A 25,055-nucleotide genomic window follows, 5' to 3' on the forward strand; every position below is an offset into this window, starting at 1 on the left:
TAATATATGAAATTATGAGGGAATCAGAATGAAATTTAGAATTAACAACAATTTGATAGCAGTAGGCTTCTTACTGCTTATCTTGGTGGGTATATTTTCATTTGTGAAAATTATTGATTCTTCCTACCAATATACCTCAGAGTTAATACCGATAGATGATGGTTGGACCGTTACTTATAACGGCAAAGAAATAGCTACAAACAAGAATCTTAACGACGTACAAGTACCTGTTATCAATGAAGGCGATACGTTTTCTTTGACCAGAGTACTTCCTCCGATTCGTGATGATTCGTTATGCCTCTACTTTTATTCGATGCACAGCATCGTTGATGTTAATATTCGTCATTATGCCGAGCGTTCCAAGAAAGCCGATAAGCTTGAAAATTGGCAAATATACACTTACGGTAGAGATTTGTACAGCCAGACCACAGAAGTTCCAAACAGATACAATCACGTTCCTATTGTAAAAGGCTATTCTGAAGAGGAAATCACGATCACCTTCATCGGCACAAGAGAAGCATCATTTTCTTCGCTGTCTCCTTTTGTTATAGGTTCAAGTGTTGATATATTATCCTATCATCTTTTAAGTAATACAATTAATTTGTTTGCCGGAGTATTCCTTGTAGTGCTCGGGCTTGTTCTTATAGTCATTTCTCCTTATATGTTCTTGTATCACAATAAGGAATCCCGACTATTTTTCAGCGGGCTTACTTCACTCCTATTCGGAACATACATTGTTGCCAGATTTGATTTCATCGATATGCTTATAAATAACCCGATGACTAACTCGTTTTGCGAATATTCATCGTTTATTTGTATGCCTATCTCTATTTTGGGCTATTTCATTTCAATATTCAGGGGCAAACTCAAGAGATTCTTGAAACTCCTTGTAATATTTGATTTCCTTCTTTTCGCCGGAATGACAATCCTGCACTTGTCTACGATCAAGCGTTTTTCTGCTATGACAGCCTTTATTCAGGGTTACATTGTCAGCGAGACCATTATGGTTCTGGTAATTCTGGTAAAAAACAGAAAGCATTTCCGAAACTCACAGAACAGAAATCTCAATTCAGATATGTTCTTCCTCATAGGTGTTGTGACATTCATTATATCTTCCTCCATAGATATAGCTATGTTCAACATCCATAAGTATTCAAGCAACCGCGGATATTCCCAGAACTACGGTAACGGATTTACTTTTGGCGCCGTTATCTTCGTCTCCTGCCTGCTTATCAGTTACATGTTCTACAGTATCTACAGTAGCAAGATTTCTTCACTGCAGGAGAGATTGTCTGATTTCGCTTACACCGATCCTCTGACGGGTCTTTCAAACAGAGCCCGTTGCGAACAGGTAATGAATGTTATATCTCAGGATCGCAGTATATATGTAATCATCAGTATCGACCTGAACAAGCTGAAAATGGTCAACGATACATACGGTCACCACGAAGGCGACCGCTTGCTTACCGGCTTTGCAACAATTTTGACAGATTGCTTCTGGGATGCAAACCTCATCGGTCGTATGGGTGGAGACGAATTTGTCGTTATAATGCTTGGCGAACATGCATCAAGCTGTACCAAGAGAATACACGAATTCCACTCTCTTATGTCCGACTGGAACCTTAAGGAGCAGGTCTTCCAGTATAGTGCTTCTTACGGCTACGCATACAGCTACGAGGTTCCGAACGCATCCTCAAACGAAGTATATATGCTCGCAGATTCAAGAATGTATGAAATGAAAAAAGAACATCACGGACGTAAAGAAATGGAACACGAGATGGAGGAGGTGAATGCCAATGCGTAAACATATCACCTTCGCCCTTTCATCAATCTTTTTTATTGCGCTTATATCATTTGTATTTACCACATTCCTCAAGGTCGTACCCTGGTATCCGCAGTTCAAACTTCAAAAAGGATGGGTAATTACTTATAAGAACCAGCAGTACTTAAACACAGATATATCAAACTTAAGTGACCAGCTTGGTCTTACCTTCTCACGAGGAGACAAGATAACGCTGACAAGGCCGAGTCCTCTTACTAAGAACAATGCGCCGTTCCCTTATCTTGTATTTAAGACCCAGCACTGCGCTTACGAAGTATTTCTTGACGGTTATACCATTGCAAAAGAGAACCTGGATGCCCGTACAGACGGCTCCTTCATTGGAACAGGCTACAACATTATTCCTCTGAAAAGAGATTTTGAAGGAAAAAAACTGTCAATTGATCTATACGTAGTTGAAAATGATACGAAGATCAATATCATTACCCCGCTTCTGGGTAACTACGACGATATATACAGATTCCTTTTGTATACTGCGGCATATCCGCTCCTAACGGGAATGTTCCTTATCGTTTTCGGACACATTTTCCTATTGATCTCACTTGTCCTGTACATGAGATCTTCGGGCGTATTTACACAGATTATATGCTCGCTTATCGTAATACTTTTGGGCCTCTGGCTCTTAACAACATTTGACTGCACAACGTTCCTTATTACCAAGGAAATGACCACGTTCCTAAGTTATATATCGCTATACCTGCTTGTCCCGTGCATATATCTGCTTATATACAACCTGCACAAGCAAAATGTTTATTCGGTCATCGCAGTACTTGGCTTTGCGACACTGGCATTCAGCATACTTTTTATTGTTCTTCACTTATTGAACAAAGTGCACATACATCATTTCCTGATGCCTTACTACATATTGTCAACGCTGTCGTTCCTTGCGCTGATCATGTACAACATAAAGGACCTTAGGAGCAAAACACGGAATCCTTCAACGCAGATCATCATGTTTGGTATCACATTCGTAAGTTTGAGCTTTATGCTGCTTGTCTTTTTCGACATGTTGAACAAGAATGTCGACTGCAGAGACAGCTTTATAATGAGATTCCTGATTCCTTCGGCCGCACTGTTCTTCGTAGTAACGCAGCTGCTTAACCACTTTGTATTCATGACAAAGTTCTATGCTCAGCGAAAAGAATATGCATCTCTTACACAACTTGCCTACGAGGATGCGCTTACACGACTTCCCAACAGAGCAAGCTGTGATATGAAGCTCAACGACCTTGAACGCTCCGATCTTGACTACTGTATCGTCAGCCTTGACCTTAACGGTCTGAAACAGGTTAACGATAACGACGGTCACCCCGCCGGAGATAAGCTTATCAAGAGCTTTGCGGATGCGCTTTCCAAGGTATTTAGCAGAAAAGGCGACTGCTTCAGAACAGGTGGTGACGAATTCCTCGCCATATTCGACAGTATACGCCGCGAAGAACTTGATGCCCTACTTAAGAAGTTAGACGATCTTCTCCTGGAACTTGACAAAGAAGATCCTGACGTAAACCACAGCGTATCTTACGGATATGCTTTCCGTTCCGAAACAGAGGAACAGGATGTCCATTCGGTATTCATGCTTGCCGACAAGAAGATGTACGATGCAAAGCGCAAGCACTACGCAGAGATTGGAAAAACAAGATAATACAGCTTTTATCGATGAAGACTCGCGGTTTTCCGCGGGTCTTTTGTAATATTATGAAAATTTCATGAATTTTTTATCACTTCTGCATCTATTTATTAGATAATAATATTATGGAATATCGTAAACATTAATATCTGTCATCAAGAAAAGAGGTCTGTATGAAAAAACTTTTTATCGCCTTTTTAATCTCGTTGTTGGCAATAAACAATGTTTTAACCGGATGCGGTAAAAAAACTTCGACTGAATCTGAAGTTTCAGAAGCCACTCCCGTCGAAAAAATCACCCTCCTAAATACAAAGAGTGAAGTCGCAACACAGATGGAAACTCTTGCTTCCAAGTACACTCAGGAAACAGGAATAACTGTGGAAGTTATGGGAGTTGATGCAGGCGCAGATGTTCAGGCAATGATAAAGGGTTACTATCTGTCTGACCAGATGCCGGATATTATCTCTTGCGAAGCCTCCGGTTTTTCAAACTGGGAAGGACTTCTTGTCGATCTGAGCGATCAGAACTGGGTCAGCCGTACTGATGCTGAATTCGTAGATTCCAAGTACGGCACACTTGGCTTTCCCTTCACAACAGAAGCAATCGGGCTTGCATATAACGCAGATATCCTCTCTAAATGCGGAGTCGATCCTTCTTCCATAACAGGCCCCGCGTCGATGAGATCTGCTTTTGAAACAATAGATGCCAAAAAAGATGAACTTGGACTGAGAGCTGTTATAGGCTATTTTACCGAAGCTGAAAACCTCGGCTGGTCAGCGGGTAACCACATCTTTGGCGCATACATCGACTCAGGCCTCGACAGATCCGATACAACATACATCGACCTTCTTAACGACGGCGGCAAACTCGATGAGTCCAGATTCATGGACTATGCCGCGATGATAGGTCTTTTTAATGAATACTCCGATCCCGATTTGAAAACTACAGGAGAATATGCCGATCAGGTAAAAAACTTTGCTTCAGGCAAATATGCATTTATCACTCAGGGCTCATGGATCGGCGCAGCAATGACCGGCGACAACGCAAGCGAATATGCTTCTGCGGGAAACTTCAAAGTCGGAATGATCCCATATGCATTTCAGGATGGCATGGACACAATACTTACAAGCGCACCGTCTTGGTGGGCTATACCCAAAGAAGGTCAGGTGGAAGCTGCCAAAGCATTCCTTGAATGGTGCTCAGAGTCATCCGCACAGAAGATTCTCGTTGAAGAAGCCGGATTCGTAAGCCCGTTCACCGATTGTACCTTCGTAGCCTCAGATCCTTTTGCTTCTGTGATCTCTGAATATATCTCTTCCGGCAAAACTTCAAACTGGCACTGGATGGACATGCCTTCAGGACTTGGACAGAGAGGTCTTTCTTTTGCCTTCCAAAAATATGCATCCGGCGAGCTTGACGCCAAGGGGTTCATGGAAGAGATCAAATCTATTGCAACCAAATGGTATGAGACACTTTAAGGAGGAGGTAGAAACATGAAGGACAATACTAAGGTAGTTATCAAAAAGAAAGATTCCATTGTGTTCCAGTTATCTGCCTTGAACTTGCTGATGCTCATATCATTCTTTATTGTAATGTACATGGTCATGTCTGCCATGAAAACATCTACAACAAGCAGTATCAACATGTTTGACTCGATGATGGATCTTTCAACGCATGAAGCCAAGTTAAAATCCGATGTCATGAACCTCTATGACCAGACAACAGGTTACATATCTGCAAATGCCGTTGAAACACAGACGGCTCTTTTACCCCAGATAAACGTAGCCAAACAGGACATCACGGCTGACATAGAAACACTAAAAAGTAATTTTTCCCAGTATAATGACGAGGAAGCAACCGCACAACTTGAAGAGATCACAGCCCAGTATCAGAGGCTTACAACACTTATAGACTCGGCTATTGAAAAAAGTGATGCCGGAGACAAGGAATCCGCTTACAATATCCTTTTTGACAAAGCCGAGATCCAGAAGATTGCCATCTTCCATTCGTCAAAAGCCCTTGATAATGCCATTGCAAAATCCTCAAAAGAGACCACCAATACAATGAACTTCTTGTTCAAAAAAGGTAGTTATTTCGGCATTGCAGGCGTACTTGCGATGCTGCTGCTTATCACATTCAACTTCCTTATAAGTTATAAGAACATTGTCAAAAAGATTGAGCGCATCAGCGGCGAAGTCAACACAATGATCACCAACATTGAAGGCGGAAACGGCGACCTCACGGCAAGAATAAAGACAAAAACAAAATCCGAGCTTCTTTACATCACAGTAGGTATCAACCACTTCATTGAAACACTTCAGGGAATTATGAAGGATGTAAAAAACGGATCGCTCGTCCTTACAAGTTCGTCCGAAAAGGTTGTTTCACAGCTTCGCATGGCGGATGACAACGTGACCAACACTTCTGCAGCCCTTGAAGAACTCTCGGCAAATATGGAGACTGTAGCCGGAACTGTATCATCCATCAATGACCGAGTTGAAGACGTAAAGGCAGCTGCCCAAGAAATCACTGAACAGGCTCTTTCGGGAACAGAAACAGCCATCACTGTTAAGCAGGAGGCTAATGAAGTCAAAGCCCGCGTCAACCAAAAGAAGATTGCCGCTAGCGACCACGTATCACAACTCTCTGAGGTACTTTCAAAATCTGTGCAGGATTCCGAAAAGGTCAGCCAGATCAACGAGCTTACCAATGTCATCTTGGATATAGCAAAACACACTAATCTCCTCGCACTCAATGCTTCGATTGAGGCCGCACGTGCAGGCGAAGCGGGTAAAGGATTCTCCGTAGTAGCAACAGAGATAAGCACCCTCGCCGAAAACAGTAGACGAACTGCTGCAAATATCCAGGATATAAGTGCAGAAGTTACAGAAGCGGTTCGAAGACTTGCAGACAACGCCCAGTCCACGCTTGATTACATCAACGGAACAGTACTCGGTGATTATGATGACTTCGTAGAAACAGGTGAAAAATATGAGCACACCGCGGATATCATGAGCGATTCCTTCGCCGCATTTGATGATAAAGCGTCTCACCTCAACCAGATCATGCAAGAAATGGTCGAATCAGTAAGAATGATAACCGAATCCATAAAAGAAAGCTCTATTGCCATCACATCTTCTGCCGAAAGCTCATCTGAAATCGTCGGAGGAATTAAAAAGATTTCTGAAGCTATCAATGAAAATAATGAGATTACCGAGCAACTAAACGATACAACGCAGAAATTCAAATCGTTATAAGTATTACAATATAGCCTTCCTCTAAGACGGGCCTTCCTCATGAAGTCCCGTCTTTTCTATATTCTTGATGTTTTTTGTCTAAAAGAAGATTAATTTGCTCCTACGGTTGACAACATTTACCCCCCCATGTTATAAGTGTATTAATTCAATTAACACAGATGGCATTTTGACATTGTCATTGCACTAATAAAAAGGAGAGACCTATGAAAAAGAAAACAACGACAGCAATTTTATTAGCAACTACAATGATGCTCGCACTTATGGGATGCGGCGCTGCTTCAGAATCATCCTCTGACGCTAACGCTCCTGTAGCAGAAATAAACGAAAAAGCAGACAGTGACTCGGCAGATACTGATAAAGAAGAAAAGGATGATACTGACATAGAAGCAGACACAGAAACCTCAACAGAATCGGCAGCTCCTGCAGATTCCGCTGCTATAGCTGAATCTGCAATTGAATATAAAGGAGAGAAATTCTCAGCACTTGACGACCTCCAGGCTTCACTTGATAAGGCAGGATCTGTTGCTGAACCCGCTTCCGGATATCCTATCGAAATGGAAACCAGAAATTGCCTATATGCTTTTGATATGATCAATAAAGAGAACGACGAATGGGGTCTCCATTTCACGTCTTTTGATGACAATGGTAAAGAAGCTATTATGCAGGTATCCAGTAATGACCCAAACTCAAAGACATCTAAAGGCATACATCCCGGAAGCACCAAAGACGAGCTTATCGCAGCATACGGAGAACAAAAGCCTGATGAACTCGGCTGGTATTCCTATGAATTCGATAACTACTCAATGTACTTCAAAGTAGAAAATGACAAAGTGACACTGATTGGTTCAGAAAATTTGGCAAAATGAATAGGATAATAATGAGGATAACGATATGAAGAAAAAGACAACAACAGCAATTTTACTCGCGGCTACAATGATGCTCGCTCTTATGGGATGTGGCGCAGCTTCTACAGATACTTCATCTTCAGATGCTGCTTCTGTTGCAGAAGTTAATACAGATTCAGAATCAAATACATCCGGCGATACCAACAACGAAGCAAATGCTGATGCAAGCTCAGACAGTGCTTCTGTAGATTCTTCTGAATCAGCAGACACTGCTACTGCTTCAACTGATGATTCATTTACATATAAGAATGAAACACTTTCTATTCTTGATGATCTCCAAACCACTCTTGATAAGATAAACACCGTAGGAACTCCTTGTCCTAGCAGCCCTATAGAAGAAGCGGATGGCTCACATTTATACTTATATGATTCAGATGCAAACGATTCCAACTTTCTAATGGAAACATTTATTAGTAACGGAACCGAAACTGTCGGTCATATTGGACTTATTGGTCCTGACGCAAAAACAGCTAAAGGAATAGGTATCGGAAGTACAGTAGAAGATCTCACTTCAGCCTATGGTGAACCTACCCGCAAATCCCTCAAATCAAATACATATAACTATGAATTTGATAAACTCACCATCGCCTTTATGATAAAAGATGGAAAAATAACCAATGTTGATTACCTTAACTCAGATTTTTTAAATTCCAGAAAGTAACACTTTTTGAACTAACTCTTCAAGCTTCGCAAATTTGGAGAACCACAACATGATTAAAAAAATACCTCCACTAAATAAAACTATATGCTCCATTCTCTCTTTTACCCTTCTTGCCACCGCAGTAACAGGCTGTGGCAAGAAAGATACCGAGAGGAAGATCACAGATCCGCTAAATCCCGAAGTGTCTACTATGTTAAGTGACTCTCAGACTATGCCTAAAGACTATATTTTTAAGCAGACCGATTATGAAGGCATCCTCAATAAAGACGATTATGTTGAGTATCTTGACTACATCGAAGGCAAGGTAAGAGCCGTTACTTTGGGTAAAGACGCCAAATTCAAGTATCTCTTTGTCAACAAGGATGGTTCTGACGCGCAATCTTTTGACCTTCCACTAGATGGAAAAGAGATCTCTGATATCATTTGCACTTCGGATAAAGACGGAAATCTCTATACTTATTACTATACGAATGAATCTTGTCTTAAGAAGTTTGATAATACCGGAAATGAAGTCCTAAGTAAAACACTTGATTTTGAAATCTATGATATGTACTGTAGCGATAAATACGGACTTGTTCTTAATACTTCACGCGGCATCGAAACATTTAGCGATCAGGCTGACTCTACAATTTTAATAAAGTTAGAGGATGCTCAGAAAAACTTTGATTCAGATGCTTTTTTCCTATATAAAGGCTCAAAGGATCAGTTCTTTATTGAAGGAGCAACTTCTGACGATGTCCCCATATTAGCTAAGGTTGATCTTGATAATAAATCTTTTGGCAAAACAAGTAAGGCCTGCTCGGAAAGACACTACTCCTATCAAAGCGGTGAAGGATATGATCTTTATTCACAAGATTATAACGGAATATACGGCTACGACTATGAATCCGATAAAATGACCAAACTGCTTGATCTTGATGATTCGTGCATAGACAGACTGAACTTTTTAGGCTGGATTGCAATAAATGATAAGGAATTATTTGCTGAAACACTTGATTTCAATTCAAATATCCATTTTTCTACTTTAACTAAAGTTGATCCCGCAGATGTACCGGATAAAACAATGCTCACTTTGGGTGGCGCCTGCTTCACAGCTGATGTAACCATGGCAGTAAACGTATTCAACAAATCCAGTGATAAATATAAGGTAAAAGTCATTGATTATTCTGACTCCTACCCTGAAGATGAGCTTGATGATATTCTGCAGGCATTTAATCAGGATATTCTCGCAGGAAAAGCTCCCGATATCTTCTGCTTTTCATATTATTTTGCTCCGAACATTGACAGTTATGCAAATAAAGGCGTACTGATGGATCTTTCATCTGCTTTTGATAAAGGCGGAGCGCTGGGCGATGTAGAAATTCTCCCTAATATATATGAGATGATGAAAACAGGCGACAAGGTGTATTCTGTTTATCCTTCGTTCGTATACAATACTCTTCTAATGAAGGAAAGTGCCGCAGGTGGTAAGACATCTCTTTCGTTAAAAGAGTATGACGACTTGAATCTCAAAGATTCAATGGATGGAAATAAGTTCATTAATACAAGTATTCAGACAGCAGGTGATAAGTTCATCGATTGGAATAACAAGAAATGTAATCTTAAATGCCCTGAATTTATAGAGATTCTTGAATATGCCAAAAAATTAAACAGCGGCAAGAAAAAAACCGCTGCATCAGATGATGAAGAGATTGAAGTCGTTGATGAGCTTCCGTCCATCAATAGTAACGGCATACTCTGTGATCAGGATTTATATGGATTTAACTCTTTTACAGACATAGAACAGAATGAATTAAAGGATAAGGTGGCAATTCTTGGTTTTCCTAACAATAGCGGTGAAACTACAACAATGATAACTCCATTCAACCAGTTATGTGTTAGCGCATCTTCCAAATGCCCCGAGGGTGCACTGGAATTTATAAAAAGTTATTGTACTGATCCCGCAATTAATGACGTTTCTACTTTCCCTTCAGATAAGGCTCTTTTTGAATCTTATATGAAAAAGGCTACGGAGCCGGCTGCATCAGAAGAAGACGCTATCGTGTATACAAATTGTCATGAGGTAAAACTAAAGCCTCTTCCTGCGGATGAAGCTCAAAAGCTCTACGACAGTATTCTTTCATGCAAGGCAATACACAGGCTTGATTCAAAGATTGATTCCTTCGTTACTGAAGAAACTGCCGCATTCTTCGATGGGCAGAAATCAGCCGAAGAAGTTGCGGATGTTATCAATAACCGAATTCAGACATATTTAAATGAGCAGTAATTAGCTTTTGCGTTAATAATAACGGGCGCGAGAAATTTATTAGATTTCTCGCGCCCGCTCTATTATCATTTTTTACTTGATAAAAGGATTTATCAATATGCTCTTCCCCAGTAAACCATCTTCTTAGCAGGCTTGCCGCAGATAGGGCAAACATCTGAGATGTTCTCCTGCTCGAAAGGCATACAACGGCTTGTTACGTTGAATTCTTCCTTTATCTTGTCTTCGCACTCGCGGTCTCCGCACCACATAGCCTTTACGAAGCCCTTTGTCTCCTTGAAGTTCTCAGCGAACTCTTCTTTATTGTGAGCAACAAATGTATGCTCTTCAAGGTGCTTCTTTGCTCTTGCGAACATATCTTTCTGGATCTGATCGAGGAGCTCACCGACTTTTGCAGATACTTCAGAGATAGCGCACTCAATCTTTTCTCTTGTATCTCTTCTTACAAGTACGCACTTTCCTGCCTCGAGGTCCTTAGGTCCAATCTCTACACGTACAGGAATTCCTCTCATCTCCTGCTCTGCGAACTTGAATCCGGGTGTTCTGTCTGTATCGTCTGTCTTTACTCTGTAATCTGAAAGGCTCTTTGCGATATCATAAGCTGCATCGAGAACGCCCTCTTTCTTCTGCTGGATAGGTATAACAACAACCTGGATAGGCGCGATCTTAGGAGGAACAACGAGTCCTGAGTTGTCGCCGTGTACCATGATCATAGCTCCGATAGTACGTGTTGTAAGTCCCCATGAAGTCTGATTTACATAGTGAAGTTTGTTGTCTTTACCCGCATACTGGATTTCGAATGCCTTGGCAAATCCATCACCAAAGTTGTGGCTGGTTGCGCTCTGAAGAGCTCTTCCGTCATGCATAAGTGCCTCAACTGTGTATGTAGCCTCAGCTCCTGCAAACTTTTCTTTATCTGTCTTCTGTCCCTTGATTACAGGGATAGCCATATCATTCTCAAGGAAGTCAGCGTATACGTTAAGCATCTGCTGTGTACGCTCTTCTGCTTCTTCAAATGTAGCGTGTGCTGTGTGGCCTTCCTGCCAGAGGAATTCCCTGCTTCTAAGGAAAGGTCTTGTTTCTTTTTCCCAACGAACAACGCTGCACCACTGGTTGAGCACCTGGGGGAGGTCTTTGTATGAGTGGATCTCTCCTCTGTAATAATCACAGAAAAGTGTCTCTGATGTAGGACGTACGCAGTATCTCTCTGTAAGAGGCTCGAGTCCGCCGTGTGTTACCCACGCAACTTCAGGTGCGAAGCCTTCTACGTGGTCCTTCTCCTTCTGAAGAAGTGACTCAGGGATAAACATGGGAAGGTATGCGTTCTGTACTCCTGTTGCCTTGAATCTTGCATCAAGGTGTTTCTGAATGAGCTCCCAGATTGCATATCCCGCAGGTTTGATTACCATACATCCCTTAATATTGGAATAACTTACGAGATCGGCTTTGATACACACATCGGTATACCATTGTGTGAAATCTTCATCCATAGATGTGATCTCTGATACGAGTTTCTTGTTGTCAGCCATTTCTTTTCTCCTTTTTTGCAATTAAGTGTTTCCGGGAACTTTGAGAGACGCTTTTTTATCAGAAAGGATTTTTCTATGATATAAAAAAGAACCCTCAAATCCCCTAACAGGGACCGAAGATTCTCGGCGGTACCACCCTATTTAAACCCAGCATACTCTGCTGTGGTCTCACTCAATTTAACCCTTAACGCGGGAAACGCTGTATTTTCATACAGGACTCCAAGGTAGGTTCGCTGTTTATACGTAAAAACCTCACACCAACGGCTCTCTCTCTGAAACGCTTACGCAGTTACTATTCCTCTTCAACGTCGTATTATTTAAAGTTGATTTTATTAACATTTAGAAAGATTGTCAAGTGGACAACCTATTCCTCAGTGTTTCTCTTAAATGGTGTATCTTTTGATTATCTCAATCATTTCTGCAGGTGTTACTATAAAATCCTTTATTGGATAATGTTTTTGATTTCCTGTAACAAGATATGAATCATCATCTCGTGTTTCCATCGCAACTTCATAAAAAATCAAATCATCCATATCAATCAATATTTCACCTGTGGGTTTTGGAAATATCTCAACGCCATATTTTTCAATCATATTTAAAACATTCATTATTTTTTCTTCACTGAACTTAAACTTTTTTCTGTGAAGTACATCAGAATATTCTTCAATAATATCTTTATGATACAGTGGTGTAATAATTCCACCGACGATTGCATTAAAAATCTTAACTGTCGCAGAATCTTCATTTTTACTCAGAAGTGCAGAGATAAAAACGTTTGTATCAATTACTGCATATATCATATTACTTGTGACCCTTCTTACGTTCCAATCTTGCTTCTGCTATTTCTGAATTAATCTCTTCCAATGACATTTCAGGAAGATCCTCCGCCTCATTACGAAGTGCATAAAATGCATCTTTAAAATCTTCTCTCTTCGATTCCTGTAATCTTACATCAAAGGGAAGTCCTTTTACCTGCTTACTTTTTTTTAGAAATATTCTGAAAGCAGTAGGTAAATCCAGGCCTAACTCTTCATAAATTCTTGCAACTTCTTGTTTTAACTCTTTATCTGCTCTGAACTGAATTAATACTTGTTCCGCCATACTAACACCTCTTTTTAGCGCATACAATCACATGCATTATTTATACATATTCAATGCTTTTATAATATTATTATATATCATAATAACTACATTTTCAAACACGCGCACTTCACTCATACTTTTTTTTCAACAGTATAATAATATAGAAAAGATTTATTTATAATGTAAAAAAAGACCGGTGGGTCCGGTCTTTTCCGCAAGATTACTCCTGCTTGTAGAGGTTTTATAAAGGAAATACGTTATGGCGAACGTAAATCGGCAAATTCATTTGTCCTCAGCGATCAAGCTCGCTGGTAGGACCTCCGGCATTGTGATTCTTGATGATGCTGTCAATCTCTTTCAGATCACTCGCGGGAAGATCTCCCGGAATAGTATTCTTGACACTTGAGGTTGCATTACCGTATTCAAGCGCCTTCTGAACATCATCGTACTTAAGCATTCCGTATAATACACCGGATACATAAGCATCGCCGGAACCAATCCTGTCTATTACATCTATATCCGCATATGGCGCCTCGGTATAAAACCGGTCGTTCTTGGCGTCATATATGGTAGACGTAAAGTTGTGCTTTCTGGGGCTTATAACCTGTCGTTGAGTTGTGCAAACTACTTCGACAGGATATTCCTCAGTATAGCTCTTCATTATATCGAAGAGCTCGCCATCTTTCTGCATCATGCGTCGGGATGTTTCCTCCGACACAAAAAGAATATTTACATAAGGGAGGATCTTCTTTATTGCAGTTCTGGCGTCTTCTTCGCTCCAAAGGTTGGCACGGTAGTTACAATCAAATGATACCTTGGCGCCACCTTCCTTGAATCTCTTTATCATCTCAGTTGCAACTTCACAAGTGTTCTTATTAAGTGCAAGTGAAATTCCGCTTGTATGAAACATTCTTGTAGATGTATACACACTCTCAGGAATCTCTGACAAAGAAATTCTTGTTATTGAAGAATTCATTCTGTCGTAGACTATGGATGGTTTGCGTGGTGCAGCACCGTTTTCGTAGTAATATATTCCAAGTCTTGCCTCAGGTGACTCATCATAGATAAGATAATCATCCGATACACCCTCGAAACGGATTCGGTTCTTAATAAAAGTTCCGAGTGCGTTCTGTGGAAGTCTTGAAATGACTCCTGTACGGAGTCCCAAAAGCGCTACGCCTGATGCTACATTGAGTTCAGAGCCGCCGGCTCTTTTGTCAAAAACATCTCCGCGTGTCATACGCTCATAATTTGGCGGCGAAAGACGAAGCATAATCTCTCCAAAAGTTAGAAGATCAAATCTCTCGTCTCTCATAGCTGCCTCCTCATAGCCGTAACGGCTTTCGCGTTCAATAAGTACTGCTCACGTTAATTATAATATATCAAAAATTTTTGTATTGTAAGTGCTTACATTGTGGCGAACATTGCAAAAGTTGCACTGGTTTTTTCGATTTTTTGTACATCTAGATCCTTGAGCAGTCTCTGTCATTATACTTGGAAAGCACTATTTTTCCCGCTTTCAGCGTTTCCTTCATATCGATAACTCTCTGATTGGACGATCCTCTGAACCTGAGCATCAGATCTTTTTTATCAAGTTCAAACTCTCCATCAACGAGTATATCTGTCATGGAAAGAATGGCATCGGTGTCATCCCCGTGACATCTCTTGTTTTCAGTGTCTGTAAGCTCTTCCAAAGTGTATCCGGAATAGATCCAGATAGTCGCCTTGGGAACTTCTTTTTTTATCCGCTCAAGGAGCGGTCTTATCTCTTTCTGGTTGGCTATTTCCATAGGCTCTCCTCCGAGAATTGTGAGGCCGTCGATATAGCTTGGCTTGAGAGATTCAACAATCTCATATTCCACTTCTTTTGTATATTTCTGTCCGTAATTAAAGTCCCATGTCATTTCATTGAAACAACCTTTGCAATGATGTGTGCATCCACTCACAAAAAATGAGGTTCTGCATCCTATTCCGTTTGCTACATCACTGTAATATATCTGTCCGTAATTCATTTCTCGCCTTTCTTAAAAAATCTCCCAGACTGTAATAAAAGCCGGGATAATTCTCCCGGCTTTTACATAGTAGGTCTAAATCAGTAACCAATCAAAGCTTAGGTGTCGCCATATGGAGCACTCTTTCTTTGATCTCCTGTGTACGTCCCTGGTTCCAGAACTGTGTTCCGATATAACCGCAGGTACGTCTTGCTACATTCATCTTGTTCTGGTCTCTGTTACCGCAATTAGGGCACTCCCAAATAAGCTTTCCGTCTGTATCTGTAACAATCTTGATCTCCCCATCATAACCGCAGCATTGACAGAAATCTGATTTGGTATTGAGCTCAGCATACATGATGTTTTCATATATATATTTCATTACTGAAATAACCGCTTCAATATTGCTATTCATATCAGGTACTTCTACATAGCTTATTGCTCCGCCGGGCGAAAGTGCCTGGAACTCGGACTCAAACTTAAGCTTTGTAAATGCATCGATCTGCTCAGTAACATGAACATGATAGCTGTTTGTAATGTAGTTTTTGTCTGTAACGTCAGGAATAATTCCAAAACGCTTCTGCAGACATTTTGCAAATTTATATGTTGTTGACTCAAGAGGTGTTCCGTAAAGGCTGAATGAAATATTTGTCTCAGCTCTCCACTTAGCACACTTGTCGTTGAGGAACTGCATTACTTTTAATGCGAAGTCTTTTCCCTTAGCATCTGTATGGGAAACGCCCTTCATATATCTTGTACATTCGCAAAGACCTGCATATCCGAGTGATATTGTCGAATAGTTTCCAAAGAGAAGATTATCGATTGTCTCACCCTTCTGAAGTCTTGCAAGTGCACCGTTCTGCCAAAGAATAGGAGCTACATCGGAAGGTGTTCCGAGAAGTCTCTCATGTCTGCACATGAGTGCTCTCTTACAGAGTTCTGTTCTCTCTTCCATTATCTCCCAGAACTTTTTCTCATCCTTATTTGATGTACATGCTACGTCTACAAGGTTGATTGTAACAACGCCTTGATTGAATCTTCCGTAGTATTTGTGATCGCCCTCTTTGTAGTTCTGCGCATGAGCCTTGTTGCCCTTGTTGCACAATCCTTCGGGAACATTCTCGTTGTCGGGAGTAAGGAAACTTCTGCATCCCATGCAAGGATAAACGTCTCCGCCCTTAAGTTCCTTCATCTTCTTAGCTGAGATGTAGTCGGGAACGAGTCTCTTTGCTGTACACTTGGCAGCAAGCTCTGTGAGATACCAGTACTTGGAATCCTCATGGATGTTGTCCTCGTCAAGAACGTAGATAAGCTTAGGGAATGCAGGTGTGATAAGCTGTCCCTTTTCGTTCTTAACTCCGGTGATACGCTGCTTGAGCATTTCCTCGATGACCATGGCAAGGTCTTCTCTTGTCTGTCCTTCGGGAACTTCATCAAGATACATATAAACTGTTATGAAAGGTGCCTGTCCGTTTGTGGTCATAAGTGTGATGACCTGATACTGGATTACCTGACATCCTCTCTCTACTTCTTTTTTTACACGCATCTCTGCGATGTCATTTACCTGCTTCTTGTTGATCTTCATTCCGGCTGTCTCGAACTCGAGAGCAACTTCCTTACGGAATTTCTGTCTGCTGACATCAACAAAAGGAACAAGGTGTGAAAGTGTGATACTCTGTCCGCCGTACTGTGAGCTTGCAATCTGCGCGATCGCCTGTGTTGCGATGTTGCATGCTGTAGAGAAGCTCTTGGGACGTTCTATCATTGTCTCTGAAATAACTGTTCCGTTCTGAAGCATATCCTCCAGATTTACAAGGCAACAGTTATGCATATGCTGTGCGAAATAATCAGAATCATGGAAATGGATAAGTCCTGCCTCATGCGCTCTTACCACGTCTTCGGGCAAAAGAAATCTTCTGGTAATGTCCTTACTAACCTCACCGGCCATGTAATCTCTCTGTACGCTATTTACTGTAGGATTCTTATTGGAGTTTTCCTGCTTAACTTCCTCGTTATTGCACTCAATAAGAGACATAATCTGCTCATCAGTCGTGTTAGACTTTCTGACAAGAGCATGTTTATAGCGGTATGTAATGTATTTTCTGGCAACCTCGTACTTGCCTGATTTCATGAGTCCATCCTCAACCATATCCTGGATTTCCTCAACGCTTGCTGCACGAGTAAGAGATGCGCACTGATTCTCCACGCTTCTTTCGATGTCGCTGATCTGGCCTGCGGTTAATTTCTTCTCGTCGGTAACTTCGTTATTTGCCTTCTCAATAGCCGCAAGAATCTTATTGCCATCAAATGCAACTTCTTTACCGCTTCTCTTAATGATCTTCATAAGAACCCCCTTCTTTTATTTTACAAAAAAACTGTTTTCGCAATCACGATGTTTTCTAATCGAATAACAATATATTGTGGTCGCATAACTATGATAATACTTTATCTAGTAAAAAACAAGAAGGAGAATTATTATTTTTTTCTTACATTTTCTAACCGATTATGTAGTATTTTCAAATGTTCAAGCTCTGTCTCACTCGTTATCGGTTTTCCGGAATAAAAATATTCTGTTTTCGATTGTTCCAACATCTTGTGTACATCATCAAAAATAACTACATTATCTGGTGCCTTAGATAATTCTATTCCGAGAACCTCAGCTAAATGCTTTACTGTACCGTGATTTCCATCAATAAGAAGGGTCTCATCACCAAAAATCTGTCTGTACGCAGGTTTAAAGTAGTTAAAGTGCGTACATCCAAGTACAAGTGCACAATATTCTTCCATATTATATGGTTCAAACTGTTTCTTTATATAATCAAGGACCTCTTCCGAATCAAACTCAGCTCTTTCCGCAAACTCAACGAGCCTTGGCATCGGCAGAAGGTCTACTCTGTGATGTTCATCTACTCTGTGCAGAAGGTCTTTTAACTTATCTTCTCTAATGGTCACGGGGGTCGCGATTACCATAATACGCTTCTTATCCGTTCCCTCAACAGCGGGCTTTACAGCCGGTTCCATTCCCAAGATAGGAATGCTGTATCTTTTCCTAAGTTCCTTAATTGCTACGCTGGTTGCGGTATTACAAGCTACTACTATCGCTTCCGCTCCCCTTTCAAGCAAAAACTCCGTGATGCCGATCGAATAACTAAGGATCTGCTCCGGGGTTTTTAATCCATACGGTACATGCTCTGTATCAGCGTAAAATATGTAATTTTGCTCCGGAAGGTAATGATAGGCTTCATGAAGCACAGAAAGCCCACCTATCCCGGAATCAAAAATACCGATCTTCATTTTTGATTTCCTCTGTATATGCTATACTTTAATTATGAATGATAAAAAAATTGACGAACTTCAGAAATTGTACGACAACTCAAAAGTCGGTGCCTTGGTTCAGGAGATTTGCGAATATTACGCAACAAGAGATGACTATGAAGACAACTCCTATCAGGAAGAAATTGAACCTCATGAAGTAGTTGAGTCTGTTTATATTCTCTTTTGTCTACAGAGCAGAGAACAGATACTTGATGAATTCTCTCTTATACAGAAAAAATATCCTTCTCTGTATACCTGTGTCAGTGCCCTGCACAACAATCTTCTGGTAAATATGGATTATCGTCTGCTGGAGGCAAGTTCTGCCCAAAAAATCGCAGACTATGCCAAGGATACCACTTCCGATGAAATTCTCACCCACGCTGATACTTTTTCACGTTCGGAAAGTTCTCTATCGGAAGCAATGGATAAATTCTACTCTTGGCTTCACTCAAGGATTCTCGCTTAGATAATCCATAGATGCGTACACTGCCTTACCTTTATAATTAATAAGTGCCCATGATCCGTCATTGCTTACTGCAATTCTCTTAAGTTCATCTCCGTCTTTTGCCTTAGTAACGATATCACTGCTCGTGCTTGGCGAAGATCTGAGATTCAGGAACTCATAATTTACAACAACTTTATCATTTGTCTCCGTATATCCTTCGGGGATATCAATATCACCTTTTCCACCCCCGTTATCATCCTCACTATCGTCATCGCCATCTTTATCTTTCTGCGATTCCGTAGCTGTTTTTTCAGAATCAGGAGAAGCTACCTTATTAATAAGCTTCGCCTTTACAATAAACACAAGACACATGAGAATAATTATTCCGGTAACAACAGAAGCGATTCTTACCATCAAGAGCTTTGTCTGCTCATCGATTCCGTTATCATCATAATAATCTTCATCATATTCATCTTCGTAATAATCTCTTCCACGACGGCGATAGCGATCATCATCACGATAATCGTCTCTCTCGTCACGGCGTCTCGGACGATCGTCTCTTCTCGGCATATATTCGTCATCACGACGTCTCGAACGGTCATCTCTTCTTGGTGCATATTCATCATCGCGATATCTTAGACGGCCATCATCTCTTCTTGGCGGGTATCCATCATCACGACGCATAGGGCGATCATCACCTCTTCTTGGCGGGTATCCATCATCTCGGCGCATAGAACGTTCCTCATCTCTTCTCGGCGGGTATCCATCATCACGACGCATGGGGCGATCATCACCTCTTCTCGGCGGATATCCATCATCACGACGCATGGGACGCTCGTCATCTCTTCTCGGCGGGTATCCGTCATCACGGCGCATTGCGCGGTCATCATCTCTTCTCGGCGGATATCCATCATCTCGGCGCATAGGACGATCGTCGTCTCTTCTTGGGATTCGACTGTCATCACGATTATCTGCGCGCTCTCTTCTTTGCATATCAGGGTCTTCAGGTTGTCCGTCAGTTTGCTCTCTTTGGCGGAAATATGCCTCGCGCTCTTCCGCATTGAAAAAATTATAGGGATCGGCAATCTCGATATCACCCGCATCCTCATGCTGATTATTCTCAGATACGGTGTTTACCTGTGGTATATCCTGAGTCTGACCGACATTGTCCTGATTATTGGCATGATCGTTATGGTCATCATAATCACGCTGATCATCATGGTTACTCTGTCCGTAATTCTGACCTTCGTAATCCTGCTGATCATCCTCATGCCCGTCATAGTCATGTTCATCATACTCATGGTCATCATAAGCCTGACCATCATGATCACGGCTATCGTAGTCATGCTTGTCATAATCCTGCATGTCTTCATACATATCGCCCGTATAATATCTCTCGTCCGGATCGTATGTATCGTAGTCATCTCTCTTCCTATAATTTTCAAAGTTTGTAATCTTTGGCAAAACCTTAATCTCCTCTTTAAAAAGGTGCTGACTGTTAAGCCAGCACTTTATCGATTATAGACTGTAATTTTGTCTTGTTCTGAGCTCCTATTGCTGTCTCAGTAAGCTCTCCATTCTTGAATAAAGCGAACATCGGAATGGACATTACATTGTACTTCTGAGCTATGTCGGGTGCCTGGTCAACATTTATCTTTCCGACCTTAAGCTCTCCTTCGTATTCCTCTGCAAGTTCGTCTATAACAGGTGACATCATCTTACATGGTCCGCACCAGTCTGCTGCAAAATCAACAAGCACCGGCAAGTTACTTTTCAAAACTTCTTCTTCGAAGTTCTGACTGTTTAGCGTGTAGTCCATAGGTTAGTCCCCCTTTCTACTGATCACGTACTTAAAAATCGGATTTCCAAGTGACGAAAACTTTTCCTCATATTCAGTCATCACATTTCCTTCGTTCATGACTTCATCATTATGAAGGTCGTATGTAATGGCATCAATATTCCATCCGGCAGGCTCTACCTCATCGCGTGCGAATGTGAAAAGACCTTCATTATCAGTCTTAAATTCCACAACGCCGTCCTCTTTTAATATTTTATCATATCGCTTCAGAAACTCGCGGGAAGGAAGTCGCCTTTTGGCATGTCTGTCCTTTGGCCAAGGATCTGAAAAATTCAAATAAATTCTACCAACTTCTGATTCATCAAATACTTCCGTAATATCTTCCGCATCCATTCTTATAAAGATAACATTTGGAAGTTGCAACTCTTCCTGCTTCTGTATCGCACGAAGAAGTACGCTCGAATATTTTTCTATTCCTACATAATTAATATTAGGATGAAGCGCCGCCATATCCATTATGAAACGACCCTTGCCCATTCCTATCTCGATATGAATCTCATTATCGTTTCCAAATATTTCTTTTTTCCAAAGTCCTTTTTTCTGCTCAGGGTCCTTAACAGTGTACTTACTCTCAGCAATAACTTCTCTCGAACCCGCTATATTACGTAATCGCATTTTTTAAATTCCACCTATCCTTTATAAAGAATTTTACAACATTTGCCCTTGAATGGGAAGTATTGTATTATTTACATACTATGAACTTTTTTAATGACTTCCATAATAAAAACAGAATAAGATGTATCGCTGCTTCATTCTCAATGTTTTTTGCAGCTTTTTTTATGTTGCAAACAGCAGTCCACGCAGAAACAGGCGATCCCACCGAAGAGGCACTTAAGCAAAAAGAAGCTCCGATTCAAAGTAATTCCATACAAGGATGGCCCGAAGGACCTGTCATACCGGCAGAAGCTGCCATTTTGATGGATGCGAATACGAAGACTATTCTCTATTCGAAAAATATCGATGAGAAACTCTATCCCGCAAGTACGACAAAAATTATGACTTGTCTTCTTGCTGTGGAGAATGCCAAATTGGATGAGCAGGTTGTTTTCTCTCACGATGCTGTCTTTAGTGTTCCAAGAGACGGATCTAATCTCGGAATAGATGAAGGTGAATCAATTTCTCTTGAAGAAGCTCTTTTCGGAATTATGGTTGGAAGTGCAAACGAAGTTGCCAATGCGGTCGCTGAACATGTAGGCGGAAGCATAGACAAATTTGTTGATATGATGAATGCCCGGGCAAAAGAACTTGGATGTAAGAATACTCACTTTTCAAACACCAACGGTATTCAAGCTGACGATCACTATACCAGCGCCTATGACCTTGCACTTATCGCCAGAGAATTCTTTAGTAATGATCTGTTATGTAAAGTCGGAAATACTCCAAACTACCATTTTACCGCAACAGAAACACAGCCTGATGAATTCCCTGTCCACAACAAGCATAAGCTTATAAACGGTGAAATTAAATATGACGGCATCGTTGGAGGTAAAACAGGTTATACAGATCTTGCCCGTGAAACTCTTGTTACATGTGCGGAAAGAGACGGTATGAGACTTATCTGTGTTGTACTTAAAGATGAGTCACCGGAACAGTTCAATGATACAGTTACACTTTTCAATTACGGCTTCAATAATTTCCGTGCTGAGAAAGTTGCTGATGTGGACAAAAGATATATGCCGGATGATTCTCTTTTCTTTGAGTCAGATAATGATGTGTTTGGTAAGTCGGGAACAATCCTTAATCTTAATCCAAAAGATTATGTTATTCTTCCCGTCAATGCATCTGTTGAAGATACCGACTATGAGATCTCATATGATTTTACTCCTGAAGAACAGGCTAAGGCAGGCAATGCTCTTGCAAAGGTTATATACAGCTACAAAGGTATCCCTATAGGAAACGCCCATGTATGCTACTTTGAACAGAACGGAACACCCTCACAATTAGCCAATGCGTATCATTCGATTTTTATCAATGTAAAGATACTTATTATGTGTGCCGGAGTCTTTGTTGTTCTAATGACCTTAGTCGCGTCTGTTGCAACAAGGATTGCAGCTAACAGAACATTCCATAGCAGAAGCGACCGAATTAGATACAACAGGAGAAAGCGAGAATTTAATAAAGGACATATCCGGTATAAAAAAATATATATTATTGTAGCTGTTATAGTTATCGCAATTATCTGCTTCGGTTTGTTTATCTTTTTTAATTCCAAATCACAAAAAGATACTCATACAAAAAATACGGATGAGATTAAACCGGAAACACCTGTTATAGAAGAATCAGCTGATAACATGGATGTGTGGAAAGAAAATCATTTAAAGGTAAAAGGCATATATGTCACAGGTCCAACAGCCGGAACAGATAAGCTTGACGATATCATTAGTCTTATAAACGAAACAGAACTAAATACAATTGTTCTTGATGTTAAAGATGACAATGGAAACATTACCTTTAAAATGGATAATGAAAATGTCCTAGAAATGAACTCCGGCATTGCCTACATAAAAGACATTAGTGCACTTTTAAAAAAGTTAAAAGAAAATGATATATATGTAATTGCAAGAATAGCTTGTTTCAAAGATCCTATATTGGCAAAAGCTCATCCTGAGCTTGCTCTTACATCTTCTGACAATACACCTATAACTGATGCCAATGGGAATGCTTGGGTGAACCCATGTAAAGAAGAAGTGTGGAATTATATTATTAGCCTTGTGAACAGTTGTTGTGCTCTCGGTTTTGATGAAGTGCAACTTGATTATGTTAGATTTCCGGTTGGACAAAAAGCTGATGATGCCTTATATGATCTCGTTTCAGATGATGATGATGCCCGTAGAAATTATATCACTGAGTTCTTAGCCAAAGTAACTGAAGAGGGGCATAAACATAACATTCCTGTATCAGCTGATGTTTTTGGAACAATAATCAATAGTAACAAAGACTCAAAACACGTCGGCCAGGATTATGTAAATCTTGTCTCCAATTTAGATATCATCTGTCCAATGATCTATCCATCTCATTATGCAGACGGAGAATTTAAATTAGATGTTCCCGATGCCCATCCTTACGATACGGTTAATAAAGCACTTGAAAAATCTAATGAAATCTTAAAGCCAATTTCAAATAATAATCATGCTGTTATTCGGCCATGGCTTCAAGCGTTCACCGCAACCTGGGTAAAAGGACATATAAAATATGAGGGAAAAGAAATACGAGCGCAAATCCAAGCCGTATATGACGCCGGTTATGACGAATGGATACTATGGAATTCTAATAGCAATTACAATATTGATGCATTAACAAAAAGCTGAAAAAAGCAGAACCCATTATATTATGGGGTCTGCCTTTTTTTTACCTTCCTCTGTCTTTGTTTCATGGTCTCAACTTCTTCAGGTGAAATGAACCTGCAAGTTTTGACAACATATAGTCTTCCGTTCTCAGCTTTTTTTATCCTGACTTTTGCCTTCATAAAACCATGCTTGTCACAACATGCAACTGCATAGTAATGTTTGCCGTTTGGAGAAAACCATTTTATCTTACGTCTTATGTTCTTATGACATATGTAGCACTTGGTGCTCATTATCTCCATATTTTCAAGGATATCTTCTTTGGTATCAAATTCCCTTGAAATATATTTTTCATAGCTGTCAAAAACAATCTTGATTTCCTGCTTCTTGGTCTTAGGTGTTACATAGGTGTCAAAAGATATCCTCTCAAGAACTCTTTCTTTAAACCGCTGAAAAATCCTTGCCGTGTACTCCGCATCCCCCAGTGCTCTGTGGAACGGATTATCCGTATTAAGTCCCAGCTCTTCTACAGCCGATGAAAGTGCCTTTCTGGTACGTCCGTCATCAAACGCAAGACTATAGAGTTTTTGCACATCATAAAATGCAAGTGGTCTGTCCGATAAAAGCGGCATTCCAAAGAAGTCTAAATTCCTCTGAAATTCTGTAAGATCAAGAGGTCCCCAGCTGCAGAATTTTGGATCCTCTCCGCACCATTCCAAAAACTCTTTTGCCGCATCACAAAAATCTTCTCCGTTTTCAAGGTCTTCCATAGACAGATGAATAAGCTTTCCCGTTATCTTGTGCATCTGCTTGTGAACCTTAGGTTTTATCAGTTTTGAAAACTCGCCTATCTTAACCCTTTTCTCATTTAATTTCACAGCGCCTATTTCAACTATTTCGAATGAAAGAGTTTTACCGTCTATTGTAACAGGCGCTTCACCCTGATTCCACTCAAGGTCAAATACAATGTAATTACCCATAAAAAATCGCCTTCCTG

Annotated in this window: 20 protein-coding genes and 1 other annotated feature; of the genes, 9 read left to right on the forward strand and 11 right to left on the reverse strand. The window is 40.6% G+C overall.

Annotated elements, in window-relative coordinates; genetic code table 11:
• The first annotated feature begins 28 nt into the window (after nt 1-28).
• From DL92_RS0107110 to DL92_RS0107140, 7 genes are all read left to right on the forward strand, one after another.
• Nucleotides 29-1,804, forward strand: coding sequence for a GGDEF domain-containing protein (locus DL92_RS0107110; RefSeq protein WP_026656342.1), 1,776 nt, complete (start codon nt 29-31; stop codon nt 1,802-1,804).
• Entirely contained in the window at nt 1,797-3,482 is a 1,686-nt protein-coding gene (locus DL92_RS0107115; RefSeq protein ID WP_026667292.1) for a GGDEF domain-containing protein, read from the forward strand. The genes DL92_RS0107110 and DL92_RS0107115 overlap by 8 nt, the downstream gene beginning before the upstream one ends.
• Before the next feature lie 158 nt (nt 3,483-3,640).
• Entirely contained in the window at nt 3,641-4,945 is a 1,305-nt protein-coding gene (locus tag DL92_RS0107120) for an ABC transporter substrate-binding protein (RefSeq protein ID WP_026667293.1), read from the forward strand.
• A gap of 15 nt (nt 4,946-4,960) precedes the next feature.
• Nucleotides 4,961-6,724 (forward strand): methyl-accepting chemotaxis protein, encoded by a 1,764-nt coding sequence (locus DL92_RS0107125; RefSeq protein ID WP_026656339.1) that lies wholly within the window; start codon nt 4,961-4,963, stop codon nt 6,722-6,724.
• A 203-nt stretch (nt 6,725-6,927) separates the two neighbouring features.
• Nucleotides 6,928-7,590, forward strand: coding sequence for a hypothetical protein (locus DL92_RS0107130; RefSeq protein WP_026656337.1), 663 nt, complete (start codon nt 6,928-6,930; stop codon nt 7,588-7,590).
• Nucleotides 7,591-7,615: 25 nt separating this feature from the next.
• Nucleotides 7,616-8,290 carry a hypothetical protein gene (locus DL92_RS0107135; RefSeq protein ID WP_026656336.1) on the forward strand — a complete coding sequence of 225 codons (675 nt, stop codon included), beginning with the start codon at nt 7,616-7,618 and terminating at the stop codon, nt 8,288-8,290.
• A gap of 49 nt (nt 8,291-8,339) precedes the next feature.
• The gene (locus DL92_RS0107140) at nt 8,340-10,556 is read left to right on the forward strand and encodes a type 2 periplasmic-binding domain-containing protein (protein ID WP_026667294.1); all 2,217 of its coding nucleotides are present in this window, start codon (nt 8,340-8,342) and stop codon (nt 10,554-10,556) included.
• Nucleotides 10,557-10,648: 92 nt separating this feature from the next.
• Here the strand turns inward: DL92_RS0107140 and proS are convergent, their stop codons facing one another.
• From proS to murI, 7 genes are all read right to left on the reverse strand, one after another.
• On the reverse strand, nt 10,649-12,082 hold the full coding sequence (gene proS / locus DL92_RS0107145; protein WP_026513399.1) for a proline--tRNA ligase: 1,434 nt from the start codon (nt 12,080-12,082) through the stop codon (nt 10,649-10,651).
• 105 nt (nt 12,083-12,187) lie between these two features.
• Nucleotides 12,188-12,397 (reverse strand) — a binding site (T-box leader).
• Between the two features lie 68 nt (nt 12,398-12,465).
• Nucleotides 12,466-12,882, reverse strand: a complete 417-nt coding sequence (locus DL92_RS0107150; protein WP_026656333.1) for a putative toxin-antitoxin system toxin component, PIN family — start codon at nt 12,880-12,882, stop codon at nt 12,466-12,468.
• Nucleotide 12,883: 1 nt separating this feature from the next.
• Nucleotides 12,884-13,183, reverse strand: a complete 300-nt coding sequence (locus DL92_RS0107155) for a type II toxin-antitoxin system RelB/DinJ family antitoxin (RefSeq protein WP_026656332.1) — start codon at nt 13,181-13,183, stop codon at nt 12,884-12,886.
• A 274-nt stretch (nt 13,184-13,457) separates the two neighbouring features.
• On the reverse strand, nt 13,458-14,480 hold the full coding sequence (locus DL92_RS0107160) for a sugar kinase (RefSeq protein WP_026656331.1): 1,023 nt from the start codon (nt 14,478-14,480) through the stop codon (nt 13,458-13,460).
• 148 nt (nt 14,481-14,628) lie between these two features.
• On the reverse strand, nt 14,629-15,177 hold the full coding sequence (gene nrdG, locus DL92_RS0107165) for an anaerobic ribonucleoside-triphosphate reductase activating protein (RefSeq protein WP_026667295.1): 549 nt from the start codon (nt 15,175-15,177) through the stop codon (nt 14,629-14,631).
• Between the two features lie 91 nt (nt 15,178-15,268).
• Nucleotides 15,269-17,500 carry an anaerobic ribonucleoside-triphosphate reductase gene (gene nrdD / locus DL92_RS0107170; protein WP_026656330.1) on the reverse strand — a complete coding sequence of 744 codons (2,232 nt, stop codon included), beginning with the start codon at nt 17,498-17,500 and terminating at the stop codon, nt 15,269-15,271.
• 131 nt (nt 17,501-17,631) lie between these two features.
• Entirely contained in the window at nt 17,632-18,450 is an 819-nt protein-coding gene (gene murI / locus DL92_RS0107175) for a glutamate racemase (RefSeq protein ID WP_026667296.1), read from the reverse strand.
• A gap of 34 nt (nt 18,451-18,484) precedes the next feature.
• On the opposite strand from murI, the gene DL92_RS0107180 reads away from it, so the two are divergent.
• Nucleotides 18,485-18,937 carry a hypothetical protein gene (locus tag DL92_RS0107180; RefSeq protein ID WP_026667297.1) on the forward strand — a complete coding sequence of 151 codons (453 nt, stop codon included), beginning with the start codon at nt 18,485-18,487 and terminating at the stop codon, nt 18,935-18,937.
• Here DL92_RS0107180 and DL92_RS0107185 read toward each other — a convergent pair.
• The 3 genes from DL92_RS0107185 to trmB are packed head-to-tail and all read right to left on the reverse strand — an operon-like array spanning nt 18,920 to nt 21,389.
• The gene (locus DL92_RS0107185; protein WP_026667298.1) at nt 18,920-20,380 is read right to left on the reverse strand and encodes an SH3 domain-containing protein; all 1,461 of its coding nucleotides are present in this window, start codon (nt 20,378-20,380) and stop codon (nt 18,920-18,922) included. The genes DL92_RS0107180 and DL92_RS0107185 overlap by 18 nt on opposite strands.
• Before the next feature lie 34 nt (nt 20,381-20,414).
• The gene (gene trxA / locus DL92_RS0107190; protein ID WP_026656325.1) at nt 20,415-20,735 is read right to left on the reverse strand and encodes a thioredoxin; all 321 of its coding nucleotides are present in this window, start codon (nt 20,733-20,735) and stop codon (nt 20,415-20,417) included.
• A gap of 3 nt (nt 20,736-20,738) precedes the next feature.
• A complete protein-coding gene (gene trmB / locus DL92_RS0107195) occupies nt 20,739-21,389 on the reverse strand; it encodes a tRNA (guanosine(46)-N7)-methyltransferase TrmB (RefSeq protein WP_026656324.1) in 651 nt (216 codons plus the stop codon).
• A gap of 164 nt (nt 21,390-21,553) precedes the next feature.
• Between trmB and DL92_RS20685 the strand changes: the two genes are divergently transcribed.
• Entirely contained in the window at nt 21,554-24,082 is a 2,529-nt protein-coding gene (locus DL92_RS20685) for a putative glycoside hydrolase (protein ID WP_242845839.1), read from the forward strand.
• A 20-nt stretch (nt 24,083-24,102) separates the two neighbouring features.
• Here the strand turns inward: DL92_RS20685 and DL92_RS0107210 are convergent, their stop codons facing one another.
• Complete coding sequence (locus tag DL92_RS0107210; protein ID WP_026656323.1) at nt 24,103-25,038, reverse strand: 3'-5' exonuclease; 936 nt, start codon at nt 25,036-25,038, stop codon at nt 24,103-24,105.
• Between the last annotated feature and the right edge of the window lie 17 nt (nt 25,039-25,055).

This window comes from Butyrivibrio sp. AE2005 (assembly GCF_000686965.1).
Classification (GTDB): domain Bacteria; phylum Bacillota; class Clostridia; order Lachnospirales; family Lachnospiraceae; genus Butyrivibrio; species Butyrivibrio hungatei_A.

Bases quoted from the DNA above. Each gene is read 5' to 3' on its own strand.
- DL92_RS0107110 (WP_026656342.1), top strand. From the start codon at position 29: ATGAAATTTAGAATTAACAACAATTTGATAGCAGTAGGCTTCTTACTG.
- DL92_RS0107115 (WP_026667292.1), top strand. From the start codon at position 1,797: ATGCGTAAACATATCACCTTCGCCCTTTCATCAATCTTTTTTATTGCG.
- DL92_RS0107120 (WP_026667293.1), top strand. From the start codon at position 3,641: ATGAAAAAACTTTTTATCGCCTTTTTAATCTCGTTGTTGGCAATAAAC.
- DL92_RS0107125 (WP_026656339.1), top strand. From the start codon at position 4,961: ATGAAGGACAATACTAAGGTAGTTATCAAAAAGAAAGATTCCATTGTG.
- DL92_RS0107130 (WP_026656337.1), top strand. From the start codon at position 6,928: ATGAAAAAGAAAACAACGACAGCAATTTTATTAGCAACTACAATGATG.
- DL92_RS0107135 (WP_026656336.1), top strand. From the start codon at position 7,616: ATGAAGAAAAAGACAACAACAGCAATTTTACTCGCGGCTACAATGATG.
- DL92_RS0107140 (WP_026667294.1), top strand. From the start codon at position 8,340: ATGATTAAAAAAATACCTCCACTAAATAAAACTATATGCTCCATTCTC.
- proS (WP_026513399.1), bottom strand. From the start codon at position 12,082: ATGGCTGACAACAAGAAACTCGTATCAGAGATCACATCTATGGATGAA.
- DL92_RS0107150 (WP_026656333.1), bottom strand. From the start codon at position 12,882: ATGATATATGCAGTAATTGATACAAACGTTTTTATCTCTGCACTTCTG.
- DL92_RS0107155 (WP_026656332.1), bottom strand. From the start codon at position 13,183: ATGGCGGAACAAGTATTAATTCAGTTCAGAGCAGATAAAGAGTTAAAA.
- DL92_RS0107160 (WP_026656331.1), bottom strand. From the start codon at position 14,480: ATGAGAGACGAGAGATTTGATCTTCTAACTTTTGGAGAGATTATGCTT.
- nrdG (WP_026667295.1), bottom strand. From the start codon at position 15,177: ATGAATTACGGACAGATATATTACAGTGATGTAGCAAACGGAATAGGA.
- nrdD (WP_026656330.1), bottom strand. From the start codon at position 17,500: ATGAAGATCATTAAGAGAAGCGGTAAAGAAGTTGCATTTGATGGCAAT.
- murI (WP_026667296.1), bottom strand. From the start codon at position 18,450: ATGAAGATCGGTATTTTTGATTCCGGGATAGGTGGGCTTTCTGTGCTT.
- DL92_RS0107180 (WP_026667297.1), top strand. From the start codon at position 18,485: ATGAATGATAAAAAAATTGACGAACTTCAGAAATTGTACGACAACTCA.
- trxA (WP_026656325.1), bottom strand. From the start codon at position 20,735: ATGGACTACACGCTAAACAGTCAGAACTTCGAAGAAGAAGTTTTGAAA.
- trmB (WP_026656324.1), bottom strand. From the start codon at position 21,389: ATGCGATTACGTAATATAGCGGGTTCGAGAGAAGTTATTGCTGAGAGT.
- DL92_RS20685 (WP_242845839.1), top strand. From the start codon at position 21,554: ATGTTGCAAACAGCAGTCCACGCAGAAACAGGCGATCCCACCGAAGAG.
- DL92_RS0107210 (WP_026656323.1), bottom strand. From the start codon at position 25,038: ATGGGTAATTACATTGTATTTGACCTTGAGTGGAATCAGGGTGAAGCG.